Origin of the sequence: Paraburkholderia sp. RAU6.4a, from assembly GCF_050435625.1 — a bacterium.
Classification (GTDB): Bacteria; Pseudomonadota; Gammaproteobacteria; order Burkholderiales; family Burkholderiaceae; genus Paraburkholderia; species Paraburkholderia tuberum.
This window is the reverse complement of the sequence record NZ_JBNDKQ010000002.1, coordinates 2,683,861-2,707,652: the sequence shown is the minus strand read 5'-3', so window position 1 is coordinate 2,707,652 and position 23,792 is coordinate 2,683,861. Positions and strand designations below refer to the sequence as shown.

The 23,792-nt window shown below is 64.3% G+C and carries 23 protein-coding genes and 3 pseudogenes; 16 read left to right on the top strand and 10 right to left on the bottom strand.

Translation table 11 applies throughout. The annotated features are described in order from the left end of the window. The first annotated feature begins 183 nt into the window (after positions 1-183). From OKW40_RS17385 to OKW40_RS17375, 3 genes are all read left to right on the top strand, one after another. The gene (locus OKW40_RS17385) at positions 184-828 is read left to right on the top strand and encodes an MBL fold metallo-hydrolase (RefSeq protein WP_187612058.1); all 645 of its coding nucleotides are present in this window, start codon (positions 184-186) and stop codon (positions 826-828) included. Next, positions 825-1,457: an exonuclease gene (locus OKW40_RS17380; protein WP_090802665.1), complete on the top strand. Its 633-nt coding sequence runs from the start codon at positions 825-827 to the stop codon at positions 1,455-1,457. The genes OKW40_RS17385 and OKW40_RS17380 overlap by 4 nt, the downstream gene beginning before the upstream one ends. Positions 1,458-1,547: 90 nt before the next feature. After that, the gene (locus tag OKW40_RS17375) at positions 1,548-2,006 is read left to right on the top strand and encodes an Lrp/AsnC family transcriptional regulator (RefSeq protein WP_012431468.1); all 459 of its coding nucleotides are present in this window, start codon (positions 1,548-1,550) and stop codon (positions 2,004-2,006) included. A gap of 63 nt (positions 2,007-2,069) precedes the next feature. On the opposite strand, the gene OKW40_RS17370 is transcribed toward OKW40_RS17375, so the two are convergent. Next, on the bottom strand, positions 2,070-3,263 hold the full coding sequence (locus tag OKW40_RS17370; protein ID WP_429490668.1) for a cation diffusion facilitator family transporter: 1,194 nt from the start codon (positions 3,261-3,263) through the stop codon (positions 2,070-2,072). Between OKW40_RS17370 and OKW40_RS17365 the strand changes: the two genes are divergently transcribed. Further along, positions 3,252-3,455, top strand: a complete 204-nt coding sequence (locus tag OKW40_RS17365; protein WP_187612135.1) for a hypothetical protein — start codon at positions 3,252-3,254, stop codon at positions 3,453-3,455. The genes OKW40_RS17370 and OKW40_RS17365 overlap by 12 nt on opposite strands. Positions 3,456-3,640: 185 nt before the next feature. On the opposite strand, the gene OKW40_RS17360 is transcribed toward OKW40_RS17365, so the two are convergent. Together OKW40_RS17360 and OKW40_RS17355 are read right to left on the bottom strand one after the other, a co-directional pair. Continuing rightward, complete coding sequence (locus tag OKW40_RS17360; protein ID WP_008921239.1) at positions 3,641-3,943, bottom strand: H-NS family nucleoid-associated regulatory protein; 303 nt, start codon at positions 3,941-3,943, stop codon at positions 3,641-3,643. 404 nt (positions 3,944-4,347) lie between these two features. Continuing rightward, positions 4,348-5,010, bottom strand: coding sequence for a HugZ family protein (locus tag OKW40_RS17355; RefSeq protein ID WP_429490666.1), 663 nt, complete (start codon positions 5,008-5,010; stop codon positions 4,348-4,350). Between the two features lie 251 nt (positions 5,011-5,261). Between OKW40_RS17355 and OKW40_RS17350 the strand changes: the two genes are divergently transcribed. Further along, a complete protein-coding gene (locus OKW40_RS17350; RefSeq protein WP_184051207.1) occupies positions 5,262-6,476 on the top strand; it encodes an MFS transporter in 1,215 nt (404 codons plus the stop codon). Positions 6,477-6,582: 106 nt separating this feature from the next. Here OKW40_RS17350 and OKW40_RS17345 read toward each other — a convergent pair whose 3' ends face one another. Together OKW40_RS17345 and OKW40_RS17340 are read right to left on the bottom strand one after the other, a co-directional pair. Further along, the gene (locus OKW40_RS17345) at positions 6,583-7,728 is read right to left on the bottom strand and encodes a branched-chain amino acid ABC transporter substrate-binding protein (RefSeq protein WP_184026037.1); all 1,146 of its coding nucleotides are present in this window, start codon (positions 7,726-7,728) and stop codon (positions 6,583-6,585) included. 451 nt (positions 7,729-8,179) lie between these two features. Then, entirely contained in the window at positions 8,180-9,283 is a 1,104-nt protein-coding gene (locus tag OKW40_RS17340; RefSeq protein WP_429356442.1) for an NAD(P)H-dependent flavin oxidoreductase, read from the bottom strand. Here OKW40_RS17340 and OKW40_RS17335 point away from each other — a divergent pair. The 3 genes from OKW40_RS17335 to OKW40_RS17325 all read left to right on the top strand — a co-directional run bounded on the left by OKW40_RS17335 (position 9,282) and on the right by OKW40_RS17325 (position 12,102). Then, positions 9,282-9,509 (top strand): hypothetical protein, encoded by a 228-nt coding sequence (locus OKW40_RS17335; protein WP_184146058.1) that lies wholly within the window; start codon positions 9,282-9,284, stop codon positions 9,507-9,509. The two genes, OKW40_RS17340 and OKW40_RS17335, sit on opposite strands and share 2 nt — an antisense overlap. 95 nt (positions 9,510-9,604) lie before the next feature. Beyond that, entirely contained in the window at positions 9,605-10,303 is a 699-nt protein-coding gene (locus OKW40_RS17330) for a dienelactone hydrolase family protein (protein ID WP_018419150.1), read from the top strand. Positions 10,304-10,545: 242 nt separating this feature from the next. After that, positions 10,546-12,102 (top strand): amidase, encoded by a 1,557-nt coding sequence (locus tag OKW40_RS17325; RefSeq protein WP_429490664.1) that lies wholly within the window; start codon positions 10,546-10,548, stop codon positions 12,100-12,102. Between the two features lie 65 nt (positions 12,103-12,167). On the opposite strand, the gene OKW40_RS17320 is transcribed toward OKW40_RS17325, so the two are convergent. The 3 genes from OKW40_RS17320 to OKW40_RS17310 form a co-directional block, all read right to left on the bottom strand. Beyond that, positions 12,168-12,479 (bottom strand): high-potential iron-sulfur protein, encoded by a 312-nt coding sequence (locus OKW40_RS17320; RefSeq protein WP_429490663.1) that lies wholly within the window; start codon positions 12,477-12,479, stop codon positions 12,168-12,170. Between the two features lie 132 nt (positions 12,480-12,611). Then, complete coding sequence (locus tag OKW40_RS17315; RefSeq protein WP_429407751.1) at positions 12,612-13,718, bottom strand: NAD(P)/FAD-dependent oxidoreductase; 1,107 nt, start codon at positions 13,716-13,718, stop codon at positions 12,612-12,614. 356 nt (positions 13,719-14,074) lie between these two features. After that, entirely contained in the window at positions 14,075-15,052 is a 978-nt protein-coding gene (locus OKW40_RS17310; RefSeq protein ID WP_184060843.1) for an AAA family ATPase, read from the bottom strand. Between the two features lie 270 nt (positions 15,053-15,322). On the opposite strand from OKW40_RS17310, the gene OKW40_RS17305 reads away from it, so the two are divergent. Both OKW40_RS17305 and OKW40_RS17300 read left to right on the top strand, forming a co-directional pair. Continuing rightward, entirely contained in the window at positions 15,323-15,883 is a 561-nt protein-coding gene (locus tag OKW40_RS17305; protein ID WP_429490661.1) for a hypothetical protein, read from the top strand. Positions 15,884-15,937: 54 nt separating this feature from the next. After that, on the top strand, positions 15,938-16,735 hold the full coding sequence (locus tag OKW40_RS17300; RefSeq protein ID WP_184060845.1) for an endonuclease/exonuclease/phosphatase family protein: 798 nt from the start codon (positions 15,938-15,940) through the stop codon (positions 16,733-16,735). A 46-nt stretch (positions 16,736-16,781) separates the two neighbouring features. Here OKW40_RS17300 and OKW40_RS17295 read toward each other — a convergent pair whose 3' ends face one another. Next, positions 16,782-17,786, bottom strand: coding sequence for an aldose 1-epimerase (locus tag OKW40_RS17295; protein ID WP_429490659.1), 1,005 nt, complete (start codon positions 17,784-17,786; stop codon positions 16,782-16,784). A 354-nt stretch (positions 17,787-18,140) separates the two neighbouring features. On the opposite strand from OKW40_RS17295, the gene OKW40_RS17290 reads away from it, so the two are divergent. The 3 genes and pseudogenes from OKW40_RS17290 to OKW40_RS17280 all read left to right on the top strand — a co-directional run. Continuing rightward, a complete protein-coding gene (locus tag OKW40_RS17290; RefSeq protein WP_429490657.1) occupies positions 18,141-19,193 on the top strand; it encodes a LacI family DNA-binding transcriptional regulator in 1,053 nt (350 codons plus the stop codon). A gap of 186 nt (positions 19,194-19,379) precedes the next feature. After that, positions 19,380-19,649, top strand: a pseudogene (locus OKW40_RS17285) (sugar ABC transporter ATP-binding protein); the annotation flags it as partial. A gap of 96 nt (positions 19,650-19,745) precedes the next feature. Continuing rightward, positions 19,746-19,955 (top strand): annotated as a pseudogene (locus OKW40_RS17280) (ABC transporter permease); the annotation flags it as partial. Positions 19,956-20,141: 186 nt separating this feature from the next. On the opposite strand, the pseudogene OKW40_RS17275 reads toward OKW40_RS17280, so the two are convergent. Beyond that, positions 20,142-20,354: pseudogene (locus OKW40_RS17275) on the bottom strand (hypothetical protein); the annotation flags it as partial. A 684-nt stretch (positions 20,355-21,038) separates the two neighbouring features. On the opposite strand from OKW40_RS17275, the gene OKW40_RS17270 reads away from it, so the two are divergent. The 3 genes from OKW40_RS17270 (at position 21,039) to rqpR (ending at position 23,772) form a co-directional block, all read left to right on the top strand. After that, positions 21,039-21,809, top strand: coding sequence for a ferredoxin--NADP reductase (locus OKW40_RS17270; protein WP_018419136.1), 771 nt, complete (start codon positions 21,039-21,041; stop codon positions 21,807-21,809). A gap of 408 nt (positions 21,810-22,217) precedes the next feature. After that, on the top strand, positions 22,218-23,105 hold the full coding sequence (locus OKW40_RS17265) for a sensor histidine kinase (RefSeq protein WP_429490655.1): 888 nt from the start codon (positions 22,218-22,220) through the stop codon (positions 23,103-23,105). 10 nt (positions 23,106-23,115) lie between these two features. Next, positions 23,116-23,772 (top strand): response regulator transcription factor RqpR, encoded by a 657-nt coding sequence (gene rqpR / locus OKW40_RS17260; protein ID WP_429490653.1) that lies wholly within the window; start codon positions 23,116-23,118, stop codon positions 23,770-23,772. Positions 23,773-23,792 lie beyond the last annotated feature (20 nt).

Genomic DNA, 23,792 nt, shown 5'->3' with positions numbered 1-23,792 from the left:
ATTATACCCAAAACTTTTTTTTGGGATGGTGAGCTGCTCAAAAACTTGATCAATCTTCACATTTATCGCAAAAATGGACATACGAAAGTCCGAGACGGGCCGTGAGCCGGCCCCGTCGCGTGGGCGGCGGAGGCTGTCGCGAGGCCCGGTACAATCAACGTTTTCCCAGCGCGTCGTCCAGCCATGAAAGTCACCCTGATCCCCGTCACGCCGTTCCAGCAGAACTGCTCGCTGCTCGTTTGCGAGGCCACCGGGCGCGCTGCCGTCGTCGATCCGGGCGGCGACCTCGACATGATCCAGCGCGAGATCGCGCGGCAGAACGTGACCGTCGAAAAGGTCTTGCTGACCCATGGCCACATCGATCACTGCGCCGGCGCGAAGACACTCGCCAGCCACTACGGCGTGCCGATCGAAGGTCCGCATCCCGACGAACGCTTCTGGCTCGACAAGTTGCCGGACCAGAGCACGCGCTTCGGCTTCCCGGCCGCCGACGCCTTCGAGCCGGACCGCTGGCTACAAGACGGCGACACCGTGCAATTCGGCGACGAAACCCTCGAGGTCTACCACTGCCCCGGCCACACGCCGGGCCATGTGGTCTTCTTCAGCCGCGCGCACCGGCTTGCACTAGTTGGCGACGTGCTGTTCGCCGGCTCGATCGGCCGCACGGATTTCCCGCGTGGCAATCATGCGGACCTGATCCGCTCGATCCGCGACAAACTCTGGCCGCTCGGCGACGACGTCACGTTCGTGCCCGGCCACGGCCCGACCTCGACGTTCGGCGCCGAGCGCCGCACGAATCCCTACGTCGCAGACGGAGTGGGCGCATGAGCAGCGAAATCTATGTGAGTACCGACGTCGAAGCGGACGGCCCGATCCCCGGCCCGCATTCGATGCTGAGCTTCGCATCCGCCGCATACACCGAAGACAAGCAGCTGATCGCGACGTTCTCGGCGAATCTCGAACTGCTCGAAGGCGCAGCGCCGCATCCGGTTCAGGAAGCGTGGTGGAAGACCCAGCCGGAAGCATGGGCGGCCTGCCGCCAGGACTTGCAGAAACCCGAGGCCGCCCTGACCGCCTATGTCGAATGGGTCGAGGCGCTGCCGGGCAAGCCGGTGTTCGTCGCGATGCCCGCCGGCTTCGACTTCACCTATATGTTCTGGTACATGATGCGCTTCGTCGGCCGCTGCCCGTTTTCGTGGTCGGCGCTCGACATCAAGACGCTCGCGTTCGCGATGACCGGCCTGCCGTACCGCAAGAACATCAAGCCGCGCTTTCCGAAGCACTGGTTCGACGAGCATCCGCACACGCACGTCGCGCTCGACGACGCGATCGAGCAGGGTGCCCTCTTTTGCAACATGCTGAAGGACTTGCGCGCGCGTCAGCCCGAGCTGCCGGGGGACGGCAAGGATGATGGGGACGGCTCAGGGCAAAACGCCGCTCCCGACCCGGTAAATTAGGCAATCTCGCTCGCGAGAGCCGTTTTACATTGCGTTTCGTTTTCGCGCCCTCTACCATGCGTTGATACGGCGACGCTAACGGAGGCGCAGTTGACACTCGATACGTTCTCACAGAAGATCCTGCGCCTACTGCAGCTCGACGCACGTCGTTCCGTGCAGGAAATCTCCGACCAGGTCGGGCTGTCGAGCACGCCGTGCTGGCGGCGCATCAAGGACATGGAACAGTCGGGCGTGATCCAGCGCTACACGGCGCTGCTCGATCGCGAAAAACTCGGCTTGCATGTGTGCGCGCTCGCGCATATCCATCTGACGCGCCACACCGAAGGCGGCGTCGAGCAGTTCGAGCGGGAAATCGCCACCTGCCCCGAAGTGACCGAGTGCTACAGCACGACCGGTGAATCCGATTACATCCTCAAGATCGTCGCGCCGGACATCAAGGCGTACGACAGCTTCCTGCACGAACGCATTTTCAAGATTCCAGCCGTCGCGCAGGTGCGGACGAGCGTCGTGCTGCGCGAAATCAAGTTCGATACGCAGTTGCCGTTGTGACGGATGCCGCCGCCGCGGGCGGCATGAAGGTTCGCGGCATCGGGTGTCCGAAACTCATCGGACTCAGGCGGCGTTGTGAGGCTCCGCGGCGATTGACCGACCGCCGGGGGCGACGCCAGTCTTGAGTTCCGCCACCGGACCGCCTTGCGCGGCCGAGATATCCCGTTGCAGCAGCACGTCTAGCTTGCGCGCGCCGAGACGACGCTTGAGCGCCTCCAGATCGACGCGCCCAAGCGACTGCGCCTCGCTTTCCAGCAGACGCGCGGCCTCTGGGCCGTCCGCAGCGCGCCCTTCAACGGACGCCGCCGCCGGTAACACCACCTCCACGTCGAGCCCGGTGCTCAGGTAGTGCAGATTTATCCCAGCGGCCTGCAAGCCCGAGGCCGCCAGCGCCGCGTCGACCTCGGCGGTCACGCGCTCCCGCGGCGGCAGATCGACCGGTGGATGCGCGAGCGCATCGTTTTCCGGATCGACGTGGATCAGCGCGTCGAGCACGCGCTTGTCGGTCAGCACACGCAGCCGCGCCGACTCCGCGATGTAATGCCCTTCCGATACCGAAATCATCGGATCGACCAGAATGTGCGCGTCGACGAGCGCGAAATCGCCCATCTTGCGCGTACGCATTTCGTGCACGTCACGCACGCCGGGGGTGGACATCAGTAATGCGCGCATGTCGGCCGCGGCGGTTTCGTCGAGCGCGCGGTCCGACAGATCCTGCAGCGCGTCCCAACCGAAGGTCCAGCCCATGCGCGCGACCATGAAACCGACGATGGCCGCTGCGATCGGGTCGAGCAACCGCAAGCCGGCGAGGCTGCCGATCACGCCGATCCCCACCACCAGCGACGACGCCGCGTCCGAGCGCGCGTGCCATGCGTTCGCGATCAGCATCGCGGAACGCACGCGCTTCGCCTCGCGCAGCATGTAGCGAAACAGCGCTTCCTTGCAGACCAGCACGAGCGCCGCGACCGCGAGCGCGCTCATGTGCACGGCGGGAATATTTTGCAGGTCGGCGAGCCGCGTACCGGCGCGCCACAACATGCCGACGCCGACCGAGATCAGCAGCGCGCCGAGAAATAACGACGCCACCGTCTCATAACGGCTATGCCCGTAATTGTGATCCGCGTCGGGCTTGGCCCCGCTGTGCCGATTGGCAATCAGCACGACAAAATCGGAAATAAGATCGGCAAGGGAATGGACACCGTCGGCAACTAGCGCCTGCGAGTGCGCGATCGTGCCGATGGCGATTTGCAGCGTCATCAACACGCTATTGAGCGCAATACTCGCAAAAGTACTTTTGCGCGCAACGCGTTGTTTCTCGGTGGATTGGGCGATCGCGGCGGACTGCATGCTGAAGTGGCGGAAATGTCAATTATCGTTATTGTAGCCGCCGCGAATCGCGCGCGCAGGGAAAAGCGGAAAAAAACCTTTTTAAATCAATCGCTTATCTAAACGAAAAGCATTCGCGTTCCAGTTGCCTGAAGCGCATGCGACAAAAAACTCGGCGCCGCAAATGACGAAAACCGCGCCCTGAACGGTGCGCGGCTTTTCCAGATTCTGCAGCAGGCTATAAACGCGGGTGGATCGCCGCTATTCGTACTACGTGCGGCCAACCCTCATTGCCCGCCTGATCGTGATTACTTCTGGATCAGAAACTTTTCGCGATCAAGACCCGCAATCCAGCGCGGCGGCTTGCCGCGACCGGACCACGTGCTGCCGCTTTCCGGATCGCGATATTTAGGCGCGACGCCTGCGCGCGGCCGGCTCGCTTTAGCGCCTTTCGGTGCGCGGCCGCCGCCGAGTTCGCTCAGCGAAATGCCGTAATCCGCCATCTTCTGCTTGATTTCATTCAAGACTTCCGCGTATTCGCGCGACTTCGCTTCTTCAATCTGCTTTTCGAGCTTCTCGCGCTGTGCGAGCAGTTCCTTGTAAGAAGACATAGGTTTCCCTTGTGGTATGGATAAATGACCGCCGGTCTTTTGCCGACTCGCCTTTGAAGGTTTCATGCCTCGGAATTTGACGGCGAGATTAACACAAAATAGAAAGGCTGGATAAGCAACCGGAAAAAATTAATTTAAATTCGTTTCAAAAAGTTTCCTGCGCTGCTTTTGGGTCGGACTACGGCCTTTCTAATCGCTGATTTCGCATGTCGCTAAAAAAGTCCACTCATCTGCATATTTACACGATTTAACTATCAGGAAATGAGACTTGAGCGGTCCATTGCACATCGAACATTTCACGGCATGAAAGCTTTGGCTTGAATAAGCCGCGCACTATTGAGACAAAGATCAGACCCGTTCGTCGCGACTGGCGCACGCGCGCTTTCTCGATAAACGATAAATACTTAATCCGCATGCCGCTCGATGCAGACTTCGAGCGCGGCGTGCAATGTCCCGGTATCGGACCGGGCGCCATCGAATGCGAAACGGTGGCGCACGCCGTTGCGTTTCAGATCGGCGCCATAACGGTCGACACCCAGCAATTCGACGCCGCCCGTGCCACTCAGCCGGTGACCGAATTCCGCGATCAGCGCGTCCTCCTCGCTGACTGCAAGCGGCGGCAGCGGATCGAGTTCGGCGCCATCGAGCCAGCCCATCGCACCAAAGCCGCCGATGTAGCGCAGCCGCTCGACCTCCATGATCCAGAACGTGAAATCGCCCAGCATCAGGTAGCGCTCCGCGTCCGGGTGATAGCGCAGGTAGCGCCGCGCCAGTTCCGGGCTCGAGCCGACCGGCTCGAAGCGGCCAAGCAGCGTGACGCGCTGGCCGCCCAGCACGTCGCCGTCGGGTGCGTCGACGGCCAGAAAACCGGCGCGCGGATCGGTGTGCAGGTTGTGCGTGTGCTCCGCGAGCCGGCTCACGAGGATCGTCGGACGATGCCGCGCGTCCGGCGCGAACGGCAGCACCGACGGATACGGAAAGCCCTCGGGCTGGCGAGCATGGGTGGCGAGCGTGCCGACCGTGGCCGTGTGCAGCAGATGCAGCGGAGCGTGAGCCGGAATGTTCAACTGAGCGTTCCTCGTTGAATTAGGAATGGACGGAAAGCGGTGAGCGGCAGAAAAGCCGCCGCGCACGGCAATGCAAAAACCAACTGCGGCGTGCCATGGCATGACAGCCGGCAATACCGCCAGGTTGCATCCCCCAGCCTATCAATCGTATGCGCCCGATCCCACGGCTCCAAGCATTCGCCACCACGCTTCGATAGAATCGAAGATCCGCTTTCAATGCGCTTTCTCGCGCACTTCGCCTCGAGACCTCCGTGCCCGATCACCAAGCCTCCGAATTCGCCGTCCTGCCCGCCGCGCATCGCAATCTGTCCGTCACCGCACGGCAACGCGCACGCATTGCCACGATGGCGGTATTTTTCATCGCCGGCATGATGTACGCCTCGTGGGGCGTGCACGTGCCGACGGTGCGCGACCGCTTCCATCTGAATCCGGCGATGCTGTCGTTCGCGTTGTTCGCGGTGGCGGGCGGATCGATCGGCGCGATGGTGACCAATGCGTCGTGGATCGCGCGGGTCGGCACGCGCCGCGCCTGCCTGACCGGCGGCCTCGCGATGGCCGCCTGCGCCGCGTTGATCCTCGTCGTGCCGGCGTACTGGATCCTGCTGGTCGTGCTGGCCGTCTTCGGCGCGGGCATGGCCACGCTCGACGTCGCGATGAACGCCGAAGCGAGCGCCGTCGAAAAGGCGCTCGGCAAGCCGATCATGTCGTCGCTGCACGGGATGTTCAGCCTTGGCGGCATGTTCGGCGCGGCGGTGGGCGGGGCGCTGCTGTCGCGCGGCATGGCGCCGGCTGTGCATCTTGCGCTCGCCGCGGCGGCCAGCGCGCTCGTGCTGGTGCTCGCGTGCCCGTCGGTGCTGCCGCACGTGCCGCACGCCGAGCATCCCGATGCCGCGACGCCGCGCGCGAGCCGCTGGCGCTCGCCGGCGTTGTGGGCGCTCGGCACGATGGCGCTGGTCGCGCTGATCGCCGAAGGCGCGATGTACGACTGGGCCACGGTCTATATGCGCGATGTCGTGCTCTCGACGCCCGCGCTCGCCAGCGCCGCCTACGCGGCGTTTTCCGGCGGCATGGCGGCAGCGCGTTTTGCCGGCGACGCGGTGCGCGCCCGCTTCGGCGCGCCGCAACTCGTGATGATCAGTGCGGCGCTCGCCTGCGCCGGGATGGTCGACGCGCTGCTGCTGCCGAATCCGGTGGCCGCGCTCGCCGGCTTTGCGCTGATCGGCCTGGGCCTCGCGAACATGATGCCGGTGCTGTTCGCGGCGGCCGCGAGCGTGAAGGGCATCCACGCGGCCGAGGGACTCGCGCACGTCGCGGGGCTGGCCTATTTCGGGTTGCTGCTCGGACCGGTGATCATCGGTGCGGTCGCGCAGGTGACCAATCTGACGATCGGGCTGTCGGTCGTCGCCGTGTGCGCCGCGATGATCGCGCTCGTCGGGCCGAAGGTGCTGCGGCGTTTGAAGATCTGACGCAAACGCAACGCCAAAAAGAAGAGGCACGCAAGCCTGACGGCCCACGTGCCTCTTTAGCGGCAAATCGAAGTGCGGCCCGACGCCGCCTTCGACCACACCGAATTTACATCTTCACGACGTCGAGCAGCGTCTTCTTGCCTTGCTTGTAGTTGTACAGCGAGATCACGCCGTGCTGCAGGTCGCCCTTCGAGTCGAACGTCGTTTCGCCGATCACGCCCTTGTAGTCGGTCGTCGGCATCGCTGCCAGGATCTTCGCCGGATCGGTCGAGTTAGCGCGCTTCATCGCGTCGACGATGATGTACACCGCGTCATACGTGAACGGCGCGTAAATCTGGATCGGCTGGCCGAAGCGCTTCTCGTACTTCGTTTCGAACGCCTTGCCGCCCGCCATCTTTTCGAGCGCCATGCCGGCTTCCGAGCAGACGATGTTGTCGGTTGCGTCGCCGGCCAGGTCCGACAGCTTGTCGGTACACACGCCGTCACCTGCCAGCACCTTCGCGCGCAGGCCGAGCTGCTTCGCCTGCTTGGCGAACGGGCCGCCGGTCGCGTCCATGCCGCCATACATGATCGCGTCGGGATTTTCACCCTTGATCTTCGTCAGAATCGCGCGGAAGTCGACGGCCTTGTCGTTCGTCGCGTCGTGCGACACGACGTTCATACCGAGCGACTTCGCCGTCTTCTCGAATTCGTTCGCGAGACCCTGGCCGTAAGCGGTCGAGTCGTCGACGATCGCGACGCTCTTCACCTTCATGCCCTTCGCCGCGTAGTTCGCGAGAGCCGGGCCTTGCTGCGCGTCGGTCGCGACGACGCGGTAGGTCGTCTTGAAGCCTTGCTGCGTGTAGGCCGGGTTCGTTGCCGACGGCGAGATCTGCACGATGCCCGCATCGCTATAGATCTTCGATGCCGGGATCGAGGTGCCCGAGTTCAGGTGGCCGACCACGGCGACGACCTTGTCGTCGACGAGCTTCTGCGCAACCTGCGTGGCCGTGCGGGGGTCGGCCGCGTCGTCCTGCGCGTCGAGTTGCAGCGTGATCTTCTGGCCGCCGATCGTCAGACCCTTCGCGTTGATTTCCTCAATGGCGAGGCGCGCGCCGTTTTCGTTGTCTTTACCCAGGTGAGCGATACCGCCAGTCAACGGCGCGACGTGACCGATCTTCACGACCGTGTCGGCCGCGGCCGATGTTGCCAACGTCGCGAACAGCACCGCCGCAGCGCTGATCGGCAACAGCTTTTGAATCTTGATGTTCATGTAAGTCTCCAGTTTCGGTCAAAACAACGTAATCGCCCTGTGCCCCGCTTCCCCTACTCGTGTCGCTCAGTCCCGTGGACGACCACGCCGGTTGCATCGTTCATGCACTTGGCCAGTACGTTTACCGGACTGTTTGTGACAGTTGGCAAACCGTACTTGCGCGCAAGTGTAGGCCATCAAATTAATTTGCGGGAATTTTTTGAGAAAGTGGGAACAACACTAATAGCGCAGTTCCCGGGCGAACCGCTCGTGGCTTGGGCGAGCGGACCGGAAAGCCCCAGCCCATGCGGGTTTCCGCTAATTAGGAAGTTTCTCCGCGGGCGCGGATTTAGCCATTTTCCGGCTTCTGTCACATATGATTCGAAGGGTTTTTCAACTCAAAAATGTGGCGTGCCGCACAGGATTGTGAGTGCGGTAAAAAACTTGAATCAGCCTTAAATCGGCCATGCAATCAACGCAAGAACGCGGCGATTCGCACGGAGGCCGCCTGCCATTCCTGCTCGAGCTGCGCCATCAGTTCGATCGCGCCGATTGCTTCGGCGCGCGTGTGGCCAAGCGGCGCACCCTGCCCCGCCCACAACGACAGGTAATCGCCGTTCTGCGCACGCGCCGCGTTTTGCCGCAGCTCCTGCGTCAACGCGTTTTGCACCGGATACGGCGCGATGCTGTCCGCCGATTCGCGCAAACGTTGTATCAACGGATTGCGGATGCCGCGCGCGTGGCGGCCCGTGATCGCGCGCGTCACCGTGGTCGAGGTATCTGACATGCCGCGCACGCGGGTTTTCCATACCTCGGGGATCGCGCTCTCGCGGGTGGTCAGAAACGCGGTGCCCATCACCGCGGCTTGCGCGCCGAGCGCGAGTGCCGCGACGATGCCGCGACCGTCCATGATGCCGCCGGCCGCGAGCACCGGCAGCCCGGTCGCGTCGACCAGTTGCGGCACGAGCGCCATCGTGCCGACCAGCGCATCTTCGAATGCGCCGATGAACGTGCCGCGATGCGCGCCCGCCTCCGCGCCTTGCGCGGCGACGGCATCGGCGCCCGCATCGCGCCACGCGATGCCTTCTTCAACATGCGTCGCAGTCCCAACTACATAGCTGCCGCTCGCGTGCAAACGCTCGACGTCGTCCGCTGCTAGCAGTCCGAACGTAAAGCCGGCGACCGGCACCCGCAATTCGATCAGCGTTTCCAGTTGCGCGCGAAAGTCAGGCGCATAGCGTGCGAGCGGCTGTCCCGGCGGCAAGCCGAGATCGGCGCGCAGCGGATCGATTGCGTCGAGCGCGCGGCACACGGTGGCTTCATCGGGCGAGACCGGATCGAGCACGAACAGATTCACGCCGAACGGGCGATCGGTCAGCGCGCGAATCGCCGCGACCTCGCTCGCGATCTTCTCGGGTGCGAGCGCTGCCCCCGCGAGAAAACCAAGTCCGCCCGCATTGGATACCGCCGCGACGAGCGCCGGCGTCGTCGCGCCGCCGGCCATCGGCGCCTGCACGACGGGTACCCGCATCTGGAAGTGCTCGGCGAACGGCGTCACGAAACTGCCTTCATTCATGTTCGTTTCCTTCCGGCGCAAAGCCGTCGATGTGCTGATTCATGCGCTCGCCAACATGTTCGCGAGATGCGCTGACACGCGCGAGCCATCACGCGCTGACTTTACCGACACGCGCCATCGCGGAGAAATGAATTATCGAGATCGTTTCAATCGCCTGACGAGAATCGAAGCACGCCGCATCACCCGCGAGGCCCCGTCCCGCCTCCCTGCAAGGCGATTCTTTTGATGGCAAACTAACCGCCCGTTGCAGGGCCTCGTGGCCTTGAGCGTTTCGTACACACCGACCTCGCGCGGCGGTCGCGCGAGTCAATGGAGAACAGCATGAGCACGACTTCCCGATGGATCGACATCCCCGCCGGCAACGACAGTTTCGGCGGCTACCTCGCGCTGCCGAAGGGCGGCAAGGGACCGGCCGTCATCATCATTCAGGAAATCTTCGGCGTGAACGGCCATATCCGCTCGGTCGCGGATCAGTACGCGCAGGACGGCTATGTCGCGCTCGCCCCGGACGTGTTCTGGCGCGTGCAGCCGCGCGTCGAATTGACGTATGACGGCAAGGATCGCGAAAAGGGCATCGAGCTGATGCAGAAAACCAAGGTCGACGACGCGGTCGCCGACCTCGGCGCCGCCGCGGCCGCCTTGCGCGCGCTGCCGGAAGTGACCGGCAAGATCGCGGCGATCGGCTACTGCTTCGGCGGCCGTCTCGCCTATCTGGCCGCGGCGGCCGGTTCGGTCGACGCCGCTGTCGCCTACTACGGCGGCGGCATCCATAACCATCTCGACAAAGCCGCGAACATCAAGGTGCCGATGCAGTTCCACTACGGCGAGCTCGACGCGCATATTCTGCCGTCGGACATCGGCCAGATTCAGGAGCGCTTCGCGGGTCGCGCCGACGTGCAATTCAACATCTACCCGAACGCCGACCACGGTTTCAACTGCTCGGAGCGTGCGTCGTACAACCAGCACGCGTCGGCATTGGCGCATGGCCGCACGCTGACGTTCCTCGGCGAGCGGATGTAATCCGCGGTTCCGGCATTCAGTCGGCCCCGCCGCGTTGCGCATGTGATCGCAAGCTCGCGCATTTGAAGTGCGCACTCGAATTCACATGAGTCACGTCGGCGCTCAACTCGGGTACTCTGTGCAAGACGGCGTGTCGGCCGACACGCCGTCTTTTCACATGTGCGACGCCCGAGCGGGGCAACGCGATGCCGAGCGAAACGCCCCAGTCGCGCGTGCATGGCCGGCCACGAATTCGACGCAGCATGCCAACCGACCGCGAGGGCTCAATCGACGTGCAATCAGACTATCTCGCTCATGACGCCATCGGCCTCGCCGAACTCGTGCGCACGCGCCAGGTCAGCGCGCGCGAATTGATCGACGTCGCGATCTCGCGCACCGAGGCCGTCAATCCCGCGATCAACGCGGTCGTTCTGAAGGACTACGATGCGGCCCGCCAACGTGCGTCGCGCGAAGACGCGAATCGCGCGAATACCGTCGACGGCGCGAACGGAACGGACAACTCCGCCGCCCACGCCGCGCTCGCCGGCGTGCCGTTCCTGATCAAGGATCTCGGCGCGCCCGTTGCGGGACTGCCCATGGCAATGGGCAGCCGACACTACCGGCACTTCATTCCGACTCAGGATGCGCCGGTCGTCGCGCTCGCGAAAGCGGCGGGTTTGAATATCTTCGCGAAGACCAGCACGTCCGAGCTCGGCCAGATGCCTTATACGGAGCCCGAACTATTTGGCGCGTGCCGTAATCCGTGGAATATCGATCACACGCCGGGCGGTTCGAGCGGCGGCGCGGCGGCAGCGGTCGCTGCCGGCATCGTACCGCTCGCGCATGCGTCGGACGGCGGCGGCTCGATCCGGATTCCGGCGTCGTGCTGCGGACTGTTCGGCCTGAAACCCTCGCGCGGTCGCGTGCCGCGCGCGGCGCAGGCCAGCGCCGGCGAACTCGGCATCGATCACGCCGTGTCGCGCAGCGTGCGCGACAGCGCGTTGCTGCTCGATCTGCTGGCCGGCAACGCCGAGCGGCCGAGCGGCGCGCCCGGCACCTTTCTCGGCGCGACGCGCGAGCCGTGCAAACCGCTGACGATCGCCTACGTGACCGAGCCGATGCTCGCGCCGTCGTTATCGGCCGATGCGCGCGCCGCGCTCGACGACGCCGCGCAACTCGCGAGCTCACTCGGCCATCGGCTGGAGCCGGTGTCGCTCGGCGTCGATTTCGCGGCGGTCCGTCATGCGTTCCTGACACTGTGGTCGGTGACCGCCGAGGACCTCGTGCTGAACGCGGAGCGCATCACCGGCCACAAGCCAACGCGCGGCGAGTTCGAGATTTCGACATGGGCGATGGCGCACGTCGGCCGCAAGCTCGGCGAGCAGGGCTTGCCGGCCGCGCTCGACGAACAGCGCCGCATCACTGCGCGTCTGACCGACCTGCTGAACCGCTACGACGTGCTGTTGTGCGCGACGCTCGCGTCCGCGCCGATCAAGATCGGCGAGATGCGACCAAGCTCGGTCGAGCGCATGCAGATGCGCGCGATCACCACGATGCCGCTAGAACGATTGATGAAGAAACTGCTGTTCGAAGCGTCGAACAAGGCATTCGCGTGGGCCGGATGCACGGAGCTGTTCAACCTGAGCGGCCAGCCGGCGATGTCGGTGCCTTTGTACTGGAATGCGCGCGGGCTGCCGATCGGCGTGCAGTTCGCGGCGCGTACCGGCGGCGAGGCGACTCTGTTCAGACTCGCCGCGCAACTCGAGGCGGCACGGCCGTGGTTCGACAGGCGGCCGCCATTGATGAATGCGCGCCGCTAATAGTCCAGCGGCCCGCTGCAATGAAGCTTTGAAAAACCGGCCCGGCTTGCGCCGCGCAGGCTTGATCAGGCCTTCTTGTTATAGGCGCTGCACCATCCCGTGGCCGCGACCTGCTTGCCCGCGAACATCGGGCAGAGGCCGTAGGCATCGCCCGCCTTGCCCTGGAAGAAGCTGCAGTTGCTGCATTGCTCGCCAGGCGTGTATTTGGCGAATTTCGCCTTGTCGACCTTGCTCGCGTCCGCCTTGTAGCCAAGCGCCTGCGCGGTCGGATCGGTTTCGGAGACTTTCGGCGCGTCGGCGAACGCCTGGCGCGACAGCGCGAGCGTCGATGCCACACCGATGCTGGCGATCAAAAACGTACGACGGGAAGAACTCATGGGGACTCACTCCATTTATATTGGAATCAACGCCGTTCTGATGACAGCGTTCGCCAAGCATAGCAACGTAGCCGTCGCCCGTGATATTCCAAATGCTAAAGATAAGCGGATCGGTACGGTCCAAACGCAGCCTCAAGGCCGCCCGCTCAGCTCGCAGACCCGCTGCGCAATCGCAAGCGATGCCGTCAACCCCGGCGACTCGATGCCGAACAGATTGACGAGCCCGCGCACGCCATGCGCGGCCGGCCCCTGGATCATGAAGTCCGCGGCGGGCTCGCCCGGGCCGGACAACTTCGGACGAATACCGGCGTACGCCGGCTGCAACGCGCCATCGGGCAAGGCCGGCCAGTACGCGCGAATCGCCGCATAAAACGACTCCGCGCGACGCGGATCGACGTCGTAATTGATCGCATCGACCCATTCGACGTCGGGGCCGAAGCGCACCTGGCCGCCCAGGTCGAGCGTCAGATGCACGCCGAGGCCGGCTTCGTTCGGCATCGGATAGATCAGGCGGCTGAACGGCGCGCGCCCCGAAATGCTGAAGTAATTGCCGCGCGCCAGGTAGAGCGGCGGCACGTGGCGCGAGTCGAGTCCGCGAATCTTGCGCGCGAGTGCGTTCGCATGCAGACCCGCGCTGTTGATCACGCAGGCAGCGCTGATCGTGGTGGGCGCCGCACCGCCGACCGCGATGGTGAAACGGCCGTTGTGAGCCTCGATCGCCTCGACCGGCGCATGGAACGCGTACACGGCGCCGTCGCGCTCGGCATCGCCTTGCAGCGCGAGCATGTACTGATGACTATCGACGATCCCCGTCTGCGGCGAAAACACTGCCTCCACGCATTCGAGCGCCGGTTCGAGCGCCTGCGCCTGATCGCCGGTGACGCGCATCAGGTCGAGCACGCCGTTGTCGCGCCCTTTGGCCATGATGCTTTCGAGCTGCGGAATCTGGTTGCGCGACGTGGCGACGAGCAGCTTGCCGCAGCGCGAATGCTGCACGTTGCGCTCGGCGCAATAGTCATACAGCATTTCGCGGCCGCGCACGCACAGCGTGGCCTTCAGCGATCCGCGCGGATAGTAGATGCCCGCGTGAATCACTTCGCTGTTGCGTGAACTCGTGCCCACGCCGATGGCGTCGGCGGCCTCCAGCACGATCACCTCGCGCCCGCGCGCCGCCAGCGCGCGCGCCGTCGCGAGGCCGATCACGCCGGCGCCGATCACTACACATTCGATCTGATCCATATCCGTTGACGCGGCGCATTGGGCCGCGCGCTGCCTCGTTCAGCCGATGGAAGGAAGACAAGTACGGCACCTCGCCGCCGCGTTCCGTTTGTTGTCGAACGCGTCTGTCCGCTGGTCTGCTTATGTCTTTTTATCACCGGCACGGGAAATTGTACGACTCGGTACAGACAGAAGTGACAAACGTTCGTGCGCGCCGACCAGGCGATGGCGGCGCAAGCTGCGCTCGATTCTGCGCTCCACATCGAAAATAGCAATAATTGCCGCAGCATTCACAACGCAGGCTGTATGAATTTGCCGAAACAGCTCCCCAAATTCCAGAGAAGCGGGGTTTGGGTGCAAAAAACCGACCGAAAACCTCAAAAACCGATCGGTTTTCGCCGGTTTCCGTAATCGAGGCGGATATCGGCGGGCTCGATCTGGTCGCGTCCCGCGATGCGCGCCGCGCCGAAGCCGTTCAGGATCGCGCGGCGCATCTCGCGCGGCGACGCCCGCTTGAGCGCATCGAGCGTCGCTTCGCCAAGCGTCCCCGGAAAGCGCAGGCCCCAGTTGTGCGCGCCGCGGATCTCGTCGTAGATCGACTGCGCGATGCGTCGCGCGCCGGCGTGGTCCGGCGGCGAGATCTCGTAGACGTTCATGCGGTTCAGGATCGGCTCGGGGATCGCGCGTTCGTCGTTGGCGGTCGCGATCCAGATCACGTTGCCCGCGTTGATCGGTATCTCGGCGAACTCGTCGATGAAGCTCTGGGCGGTGTCGTGTTCGAGTAGCGCATACAGCGCGCCGAGCGGATCGTATTGCGAATCGCCGCTCGCCTTGTCGATTTCGTCGACGGCGATCACCGGGTTCGCATAGCTGCCGTTCACGAGTGCATCGAACACCTTGCCCGGCTTCGCGTTCTTCCATTGCGACGACGCGCCCGACAGAATCCAGCCCGCCGTCAGCGAACTCATCGCGACGTATTGGTACGCGGTGCCGAGCAGGCGCGCGAGCTGCTTCGCGAAATGCGTCTTGCCGATGCCGGGCTCGCCGAGCAACAGGATCGGCATCAGTTCGAGCCGGTCCTCGGTTTCGAGGCACAGCGCGACCTGCTTGCGGATGTCGTCGAGCGGTGCGGAAAAATTGGGCAGCGCGCCGATCAGATCGTCGATCGACGGCATCCGGTTCGGCTTCACGCAGAATCGCAGATTGCCGGTTTTCAGCATCTTTTCGTAGGTCGCGCGCAGCGCCTCGTTCGCGCCCTCGCCGAGACCGTTCAGCGCGCTTTCGACCTCGTCGAGGTCATACACCCGGCTGAACGAGGCCACGGCGATTTCCTGTTTGACCATTGCTGTCGTCATCGCTCACCCCGTTTGGCTGATTCTGCAGCGGCGGCGCCTTGTGAGCGCCGGTTCGAGTCCAGTGTAGCGAGGACACAAACGCGTGCAAGCCAGCAGTCATGTGGCTCTGCTGCTAACGATCGCGGGCATCCCATCCTCATCTGGAATGGAGGGTTGCTGAACCGGCCCTCGTCGACCGTGTCAGAAATCGTTGCGGCCATCGGGGGTAAGATGGCTCTCTAATTGCGACGAGGCACCCACGCAAGCGACGCGTAAGCGGAGATCCTTTTTATGTGGAAAACCAGTATCGTGGCCATGCTGCTTGGCGCTTCGTTGCTCGCCCACGCGCAACAACAGCCAGCGCAGCAGGTCGTGCAATGGCAGCTGCAGGTGGTGAAAGATGGCCAGCAGATCGATTCGTTCGACGGCACCACGACCGTCGGCCAGGCGCGCACGGATACGCATCACCAGGTCGTGCAACACGAGGTCGGCTGCAAGGACCAGCCGGCCGGCAGCATCGATCTGTCACGCACGATCACGGTGTCGCCGCTGCGCGTCGATCCCGAGGGCGTGATGTTTTCGATCGACACGCAGGAAACGCTCGAGGACGACAATGCGCGGCGCACCGACATCGGCTGCAAGCTGCCGCCGCAGCCGCGCCAGGTGAGCGCGAGCCACCCGGGTCTCGTGGTGCCGCCGGATCAATGGGCGAGCTGGACGATCGTCGATCACAATCCGAACCTCGTGTACCGCGTGCATGCGAACGTCGTGAGCAACGGTGCGAACGGCAACGGCACGAACGGCGACATGAGCGGCAATGGCGCCGCGACCGGCAGCAGCAATCCGAACTGACAGGAACCGCGCGCCTTACCGACGCGCTCAAACAGAACACGTGGATAACGCGGCATGCGAAACCCAGAAGAACTGATCCGCGAGAGCCTCGCTCCGAACGATTTCGTCGCGGTGAGCTGGAACCTGCACAAGGGCCGCACACCGCTCGGTTTTCAGGCCTGGCAGGCGATGCAGCGCTGGGTTCAATCGACCCACGCGGACGCGTACTTCCTGCAGGAAGCGATGGCGCGGCGTATGCCCTCGCCGGTATTGGCGAGCAGTTTCGGCACGCCGATGGGCGATCCACTGACCGATGTATGGCACTGTCAGGCAACCGAAATCGCGCGCGCGCTCGAACTCGAAGTCGCGCTCGGCCCGAACGTGTTCAAGCCGTCATGGCGGCACGGCAATGCGATCCTGTCGCCGCATCCGCTCGATCTCGGCGGCCGCTGGGACATCTCCGCGCACCGCTTCGAAAAGCGCGGCCTGCTGGTCGCGCGTGCGACCTTCGGCGGACGACTCGTCACGTTGCTCTGTGCGCATCTCGCGCTGACGCGTCCGGCGCGGTTGCGGCAGATGGACTGGATCGCGCACTGGATCGCGAAGGAAGCCCCCGACGGTCCGCTCGTGCTGGCCGGCGATTTCAACGATTGGCGCAACGATTCGGTGCCGCTCTTTCGCGAGCATGGCTTGCAGGAAGTCGCGACGCTGCTCGGCGAACCGGCGCGCACGTTCCCGGCGTTCTCGCCGGCGCTGTCGCTCGACAAGATGTTCGTGCGCGACATGCAGCCGGTCGAATGGATCCAGCCGACGCAGGAGACCGCGTGGCTGTCCGATCATTTGCCGTATATGGCGAAGTTGCGGCTGGAGTGAGCGCTTCTGCTGGTTGAGCTTTCGCCAACGGAACGCGCGTCCCGCCTCACTCGCGATGCGGCGTCCAGCTCAACGCCGTTTCGATCTCCTCCCCCGGCTGCAATACGCAGCCACCGACGTGTTCTTGTGTACCCACCGCGTTGAAGCAATCGGTCGTATTCGTGACCGGTTCCACGCATAGCTGCGGATCATTGACCGGCGCGAACACGACCAGGTGATCGAACGGCGCGTCGGCACGCATCGTCAGATTGCGGCGCTCGTCGGGCCACGCGATCGTCGCCACGCGCGACCAGTTTGAAAAGTTGTTGTCGAGATCGAACGCATCGGGCGACATGCCCGCGCGCAAGGCGTCGACGGCGGGATGCGGGCCGAGATGCGTCGGCAGCACGTCGGTGTCCGCGTGCCACATCGCCTGCACATCGGCATGGATGCGCGTCGACGCGGTGCGCGGATAGTACGGATGATGGCCCATGCCGAACGGCATCGGCCGGCCGGCGAGATTCCGCGCGGACATCGTGATGTGGAGCGCGCCACCGCGCAACTCGATACGCTGCCGCGCGCGATAGCGAAACGGCCAGTCGCCAGTCGCGCTCGCATCCGGTTCGTGCTCGAAGTGCAAGTCCACCGCGCTTTCGCTGCGCGCGCCGACGCGCCACTGATGCCGCCACGCGTTGCCATGCAGCGCGTGGGCGAAACGCGGGTCGTTGCCGGCGAGATCGATCGTCGCGCCGTCGAACGCGAAGCGCGCATCGCGAATCCGGTTGCAGTATGGGAACAGCGGAAAGCTCGCCATGCGCAGCGGATCGCGCGCTTCGAACGCTTCCGGCAGCGCCGGTCGCAGCCAGTGCAACGGACCTTCCGGCGTGACTTCGTAGAACGCCGCGAGCGCGCCGCCAACGTCCGGCGCGAGCACCGCTCGCAACGCACCGGCCGACAACGTGACGAGGCGCGCGGCGATCACGGGATCGTCGAGCCATGAGCGTCGAGTCGCCGATCGAGTCACGGCATGTGCCTCGCGCGGCCGGGCAGGATTCAGGGAAACGTCGCGCATGGTCAGACGAGGCGAAACCGCGAGCGGAAAGCGGCATCAACGTGCGTTCATATCTCCTTTGACGTGCCGCGCACCCCCGCGGCCGGCGGACCACCTCAGTCCGCCCCGAGCGAGAATCGCACGACACCGCACCATTAGTCAATATTATTAGTAATAAATTCATTCAAAAAGGGCCGGTAACTGACCGTACGCTCCGTTCCCAAATGGCGGGTAGCGCGCGTTGCCGCGCGCATATTATTAGTGGTACCGTCAGAATGGTACCGTCAGCAGCATGATGCCGCTGGCATTCCCCCGCTTCAGCGCCGCCTCCGCGCGGCCCGCCCGATGAAAAAATCGACTCAACGCCGTCCCACCATGACCGACATCGCCAAGCTCACCGGCGTGTCGCAATCCACCGTCTCGCTCGTGCTCAACAACGCGGCCGGCGCGAAATTCTCCGATGCGACCCGCAACAAGGTGCTGAAGGCCGCGCACGACCTCGGCTACCGGCTGTCGCTGCGCGCGCCCGTAGCGGCATCGAGCGACGAGCGCAACCTGATCGTCTATCTGGCCGACGAAATCTCGACGAGCCCGCACCCGGTCGTCAACATCGACGGCGCGCGCGACGCCGCGTACGCGAGCGGCAAGATGCTGGCGGTCTACTCGACGCACGGCAACGCCGACATCGAAAAACAGGTACTCGACACGGTCCTCACCAATCCGCACGTGTTCGGTGTGATCTACGCGACCGTCTACACGCGCAAGGTCGCGCCGCCGAGCGCGCTGTCGCAGGTGCCGACCGTGCTGCTGAACTGCTACACCGGCGACAGCACGTTCTCGTCCGTGGTGCCAGCCGAGGTCGCGGGCGGCCATCTGGCGACCGAGTACCTGCTGCAGGCCGGCCATCGGCGCATCGGCTACATCAACGGCGAGCCGTGGCAGGACGCCGCGAAAGACCGCCTGAAGGGCTACCGCACCGCGCTCGCGACCGCCGATCTGCCTTTCGCGGCCGAACTCGTGCGCGACGGCGACTGGAGCCCCGGCCTCGGCTTCGAGCTGACGCTGTCGCTGATGCGCGAGGCCAATCCGCCCACCGCGATCTTCTGCGCCAACGACCTGACCGCGATCGGCGCGATCGAGGCGCTCAAGCAGCTCGGCCTGCGCGTGCCCGAGGACGTGTCGGTGCTCGGCTACGACGACCAGGAAATCGCGCGCCACACGCATCCGCCGCTGTCGACGGTGGTGCTGCCCAACTACGAACTCGGCCGCTGGGCCGTCGAAACGCTGCTGCAGGAAGAGCACAACCGCGCAGCCGGCGCGCCGGTGCGCCATCGCACGGTCAAGCTCGACGGACCGCTGGTGGAACGCACCTCGGTCCGGGTAACTACCGAGGCAAAACCGGCGACAATTAATATTATTAGCGATTGACCAATAATAATTTTGAGTGGAATAATCGGCACGTCGGGTCGGGAAGACAGCGCACCGGTGGGTCATAGCCAATCGCGCGCTCGCCGGCGAACCAACGTCGGCCCCCCCGGCTGGACAGAGGCAATCCCGAGCAGCACGAAAAGCAAATAAACCGTCACCGGTTACTGGAGGAAGACATGGCGGCAAATGGTGGCGCTTGCGCGCGCGGTGTCGTCGGACGCGAAGATGGTGATCATGGACGAATCGACGTCGTCGCTCGACGAGCGCGAAGTCGAACTGCTGTTCACCGTCGTGCGCAAGCTGCGCGACGACGGCCGCGCGGTGATTTTCGTCTCGCACCGGCTCGACGAGCTGTACGCGCTGTGCGATCGCGTGACCGTGATGCGCGACGGCCAGACGGTCGTGCAAAGCACGATGGCCGAGATGGACAAGCTGCAGCTCGTCACGACGATGCTCGATTTCCGCACGCCCAAGCAGGCGCGCGAAGCGGGCATCAGCACGATCTACCGGGAGATCAACCTGGTGCCGTTCCGCGAATCTGAGCGTCGCCGCGGGCGCGAGGGTTCAGTCGCGATGACGATTGCCGGCGTGCTGCTGCTCGGGCTCGTGCTCAATCTGCTGAACTTCGAGAACGGGCTCGGGTTCATCAGTCTGTCCGCGTACTGGCAATCGGTGATTCGCGGCGTGTTCCTGCTACTCGTGATCGTGCTGCAGGCGCGCGTGTTGAAACAGCGCGGAAAAAAGCGGGTGCCGGCGGTGTGAGCAAGCGGCACCTGCGAATTGGCGTCATCAATTCCATCGGACAGAATTTCCTTACTTGGCCGAGGCTTGCCGCCACAATCGCCGCCCCCGACCCATCTCTGTGTACCGATAGACTCGCCGCGAAACCGTGTGACCGTGACGCGTCCCCGACGCGTCACGACGTCCCCGATCGTCGTCCCGGTTTCCTTATTGACTGTCGGTGCGCAACGTCCAGACGGTCGCCGTATTCGTGGCGTCGTCTACCGCGGTGAACTGCAAGTGGCGCTTGCTATCGAGGCCGGGTGCGAGGCCGAACGCGAGGCCGAACGCGGAGCCCGGCGCAGGGTCGACCGACATTTGAGCGACGAATTGTCCGTCGACGGTGAACTCGACGATTTCGCTAGGACGTTTCGGGTCGGGCGCGCGACGCACGCGGCGCGATGCGCGTGCCCGTATCACCAACCCGTCGAAGCCAGTGTATGAACCGAATGCAGATATCGCACGAGAAGCCTCCATTTGACACCTCCTACTCGCATGGGCGGCCGCAGCCGCCAGGACGAGTCGCGCACCCACCGCGCTGCCTGGCTTAGCGCGACTCGCCTCCTGCGTAAACGAGGCAACGTCGGGCGTATTCCCCAAAAAATCGCGGCGCGCAAACGATAGTCGAAAGCGAGGCGATCTCGATGGCGCCGGCAGGGTTCCGCCCCATTTGCCAGTTTTATCAGCAGGGTCAATGCTGCAGCGCACGCCGCCTTTCGGTATCATCTTGAAAATGTTGCCCTTGCGGCGCGTCGCTTTCGCGCCTGCCGGGTAACCAATGGCAGCCGCCCTTCGCGGCGTTCGCCGAATCGCCGTACCCCGCTGTAGCACGGCCGCACTCACGCCAACGTACTTCGCGGCGCCAGCAAGCCGGCGCCGCCGCTTCCCGGTTTAGCAACCCGCTTTACCACGCTCGACCGCCGCGCCGCGGCCCCGCCCCGGCGGGCACGGTAAAATGACGGATTGCGCGGGAGTCCCGACCACGGGTCAGCGCAGCATCGCCCCTTGCCGTGCCGGCCGGCTCAGACGACTGGCCGCCTTTGTTTTCGCACTATCCAAGAAGCCATGAGCAACCTGAATTCACAAACCGTCCTGAGCGTCCATCACTGGACCGATACGCTTTTCAGCTTCACCTGCACGCGCGATCCGTCGTTCCGTTTCGAAAACGGCCAGTTCACGATGGTGGGCCTGCAGGTCGAGGGCAAGCCGCTGCTGCGCGCATACAGCCTCGCCAGTGCGAACTACGAAGAACATCTCGAATTCCTCAGCATCAAGGTACAGGACGGCCCGCTCACATCGCGACTGCAGCACCTGAAGGTCGGCGACGAAGTGCTGATCGGCAAGAAGCCGGTCGGCACGCTGGTGGCCGACAACCTGCTGCCGGGCAAGACGCTGTGGCTGTTGTCCACCGGCACGGGCCTCGCGCCGTTCATGTCGATCATCAAGGATCCGGACATCTACGACCGCTACGAGCGCGTGGTCCTCACGCATACCTGCCGTTTCGTCGACGAACTCGCGTACAAGGAATACATCACCGAGCACCTGCCGGCGCATGAACACCTCGGCGAGTTCGTACAGGAAAAGCTGCTGTACTACCCGACCGTCACGCGCGAAGCGTTCCAGAACCGCGGCCGCATCACCGAGTTGATCGAAACCGAAAAGCTGTTCGCCGACCTCGGTGTGCCGGGTTTCTCGCTCGAGGACGACCGCGTCATGCTGTGCGGAAGCCCGCACATGCTGCGCGACACGCGCAAGCTGCTCGAAGACGCGGGCTTCAAGGAAGGCAGCAACAACGAGCCGGGCCATTACGTGGTCGAAAAGGCCTTCGTCGGCTAAGCCGGCCGGCATTCTTCTTCGCGGCCCGCGCGCCGCGAATTCCCGAAAAAAAGGAGCCTCCGGGCTCCTTTTTTTGTTGCTCCGTTACAAATCGGAGCGCGTTGCGTCACCTTCGCTGTCAGAATTCCTCTGACAGCACGAGTCCGCGGTAAACATCATGTAATCTCTGAAGACTCTGCGCTAAGCCTTGGTACGACTGCTTTTTTAATCTTTTTGAGATATCATCGCGCCGCGAGATCAGACGAATTCATGCACCGATCGTCGTCAATCCGAGTTGTTACTGAATGTAAATTTCGTTACGTTGGGCCATCGTGTTTCGTCCGACGCGAAACCTCGTGATTCGCGGGCTTTGATTCCGTCTGCGCGTGCCCGCTTCGCCGTCCACTCCGCCTCCTGAGAGGGAAATTCATGGATACGTCGACTGCCGTCCCGTTCAACGCTGCGCTGGCTTCGTCCGCGCAGCGTGATGGCTTCGACATGCCATCGCTCGCCGCGCGCGAGATCGAGCGGCTGCGCGCGCGGGTACGCGAGCTGTCGGCCGAATTGGTCGACGCGCAGGAAAGCGTGCGCCGTCACGTCGCGCGCGAGCTGCACGACGGCGTCGGCGCCGAGCTGACTGCGACGCGCTTCGCGCTCGCCGGCATCGAAACCTGGCTGCCCGCCGACGCGCCCCCGCAATGCGCGGCCGCGCTCGCGGTCGCGAATCGTTCGCTCGACGCCGTGCAGGCGGCAAATCGCGACGCCATCGCGCAACTGCACGCGCCGTCGTTCGAGACAGGCCTCGCCGGCGCGCTGCAGTGCTGGGCCCGCGACTTCTCCATGCGCACCGGCTTGCGCATCACCTTCACCTGCAGCGTCGACGCGCGGCTCGCGCGCCTGCCCGCCGATGCCGCGCTCGCCGTGTTCCGCGTCGCGCAGGAAGCGCTGAACAACATCGCGAAGCACGCGCGCGCGACCTGCGCCGACCTGCGCGTCGAAACCGGTGCGCGTCATCTGAGGCTCCTCGTTAGCGACGATGGCATCGGCCTGCCGCGCGGCGCGCGCGAACGCGGTGGCCAGAAAAAAAACGGCGGTCATTTCGGCCTCGCCGGCATGCAGGCGCGCTGCGCCGCATTCGACGGCACGCTGCGAATCAGCGCGAGGCGCACGAGCGTCGGTCGTGGCGAGGACAGCGGCGCTGGCAACAACGGCGCCATCACCCCGCGCGGCACCCTGATCCAGGCCCGCTTCGCGTGGCACGCGCTGCTCGCGGCCGCCCCAACGCCGCGCGCCGCCCGGCGCGCGCTGCAATCGTGAGCCCGCGACCATGAGCCTGCGCATCCTGATCGTCGAAGATCACGCGGTGGTCCGCCAGGGCGTTCGCCATCTGCTGCTCGATCGCGGCGTCGCGCGCGAGGTCGCCGAGGCGCAAAGCGGCTCCGAAGCGCTCGACCTGGTCGTCCACCAGAGCTTCGACGTCGTGCTGCTCGACATTTCGCTGCCCGACATGAATGGCGTCGAGGTGCTCAAGCGTCTGAAGCGCAAGGCGCCGCGCGTCGCGGTGCTGATGTTCTCGATGTACCGCGAGGACCAGTACGCGGTGCGCGCGCTCAAAGCCGGCGCGTCCGGCTATCTGTCGAAGACGGTCGATGCCGCGCAGATGATCGGCGCGATCCAGCAGGTCGCGGCGGGCCGCAAGTACGTGAGCCTCGAGATGGCCGAGGCGCTCGCCGACTACGTGTCGTTCGACGGCGAGCAGTTGCCGCACGAAAAGCTGTCCGATCGGGAGTACCAGACGCTGTGCATGCTCGCGTCCGGCAAACGTCTCACCGATATCGCGGCCGCGCTGTCGCTGTCGGTGAAGACCGTCAGCGTGTACCGCACGCGGCTGCTCGACAAGATGAAGCTGCGCAACAACGCCGAGTTGACCTTTTATGTAATGAGTAACCGCCTGGTCGATCTGAATCCCGCGATGGCGGGCTAGCCCAGCAGGCGCCGCCAGCC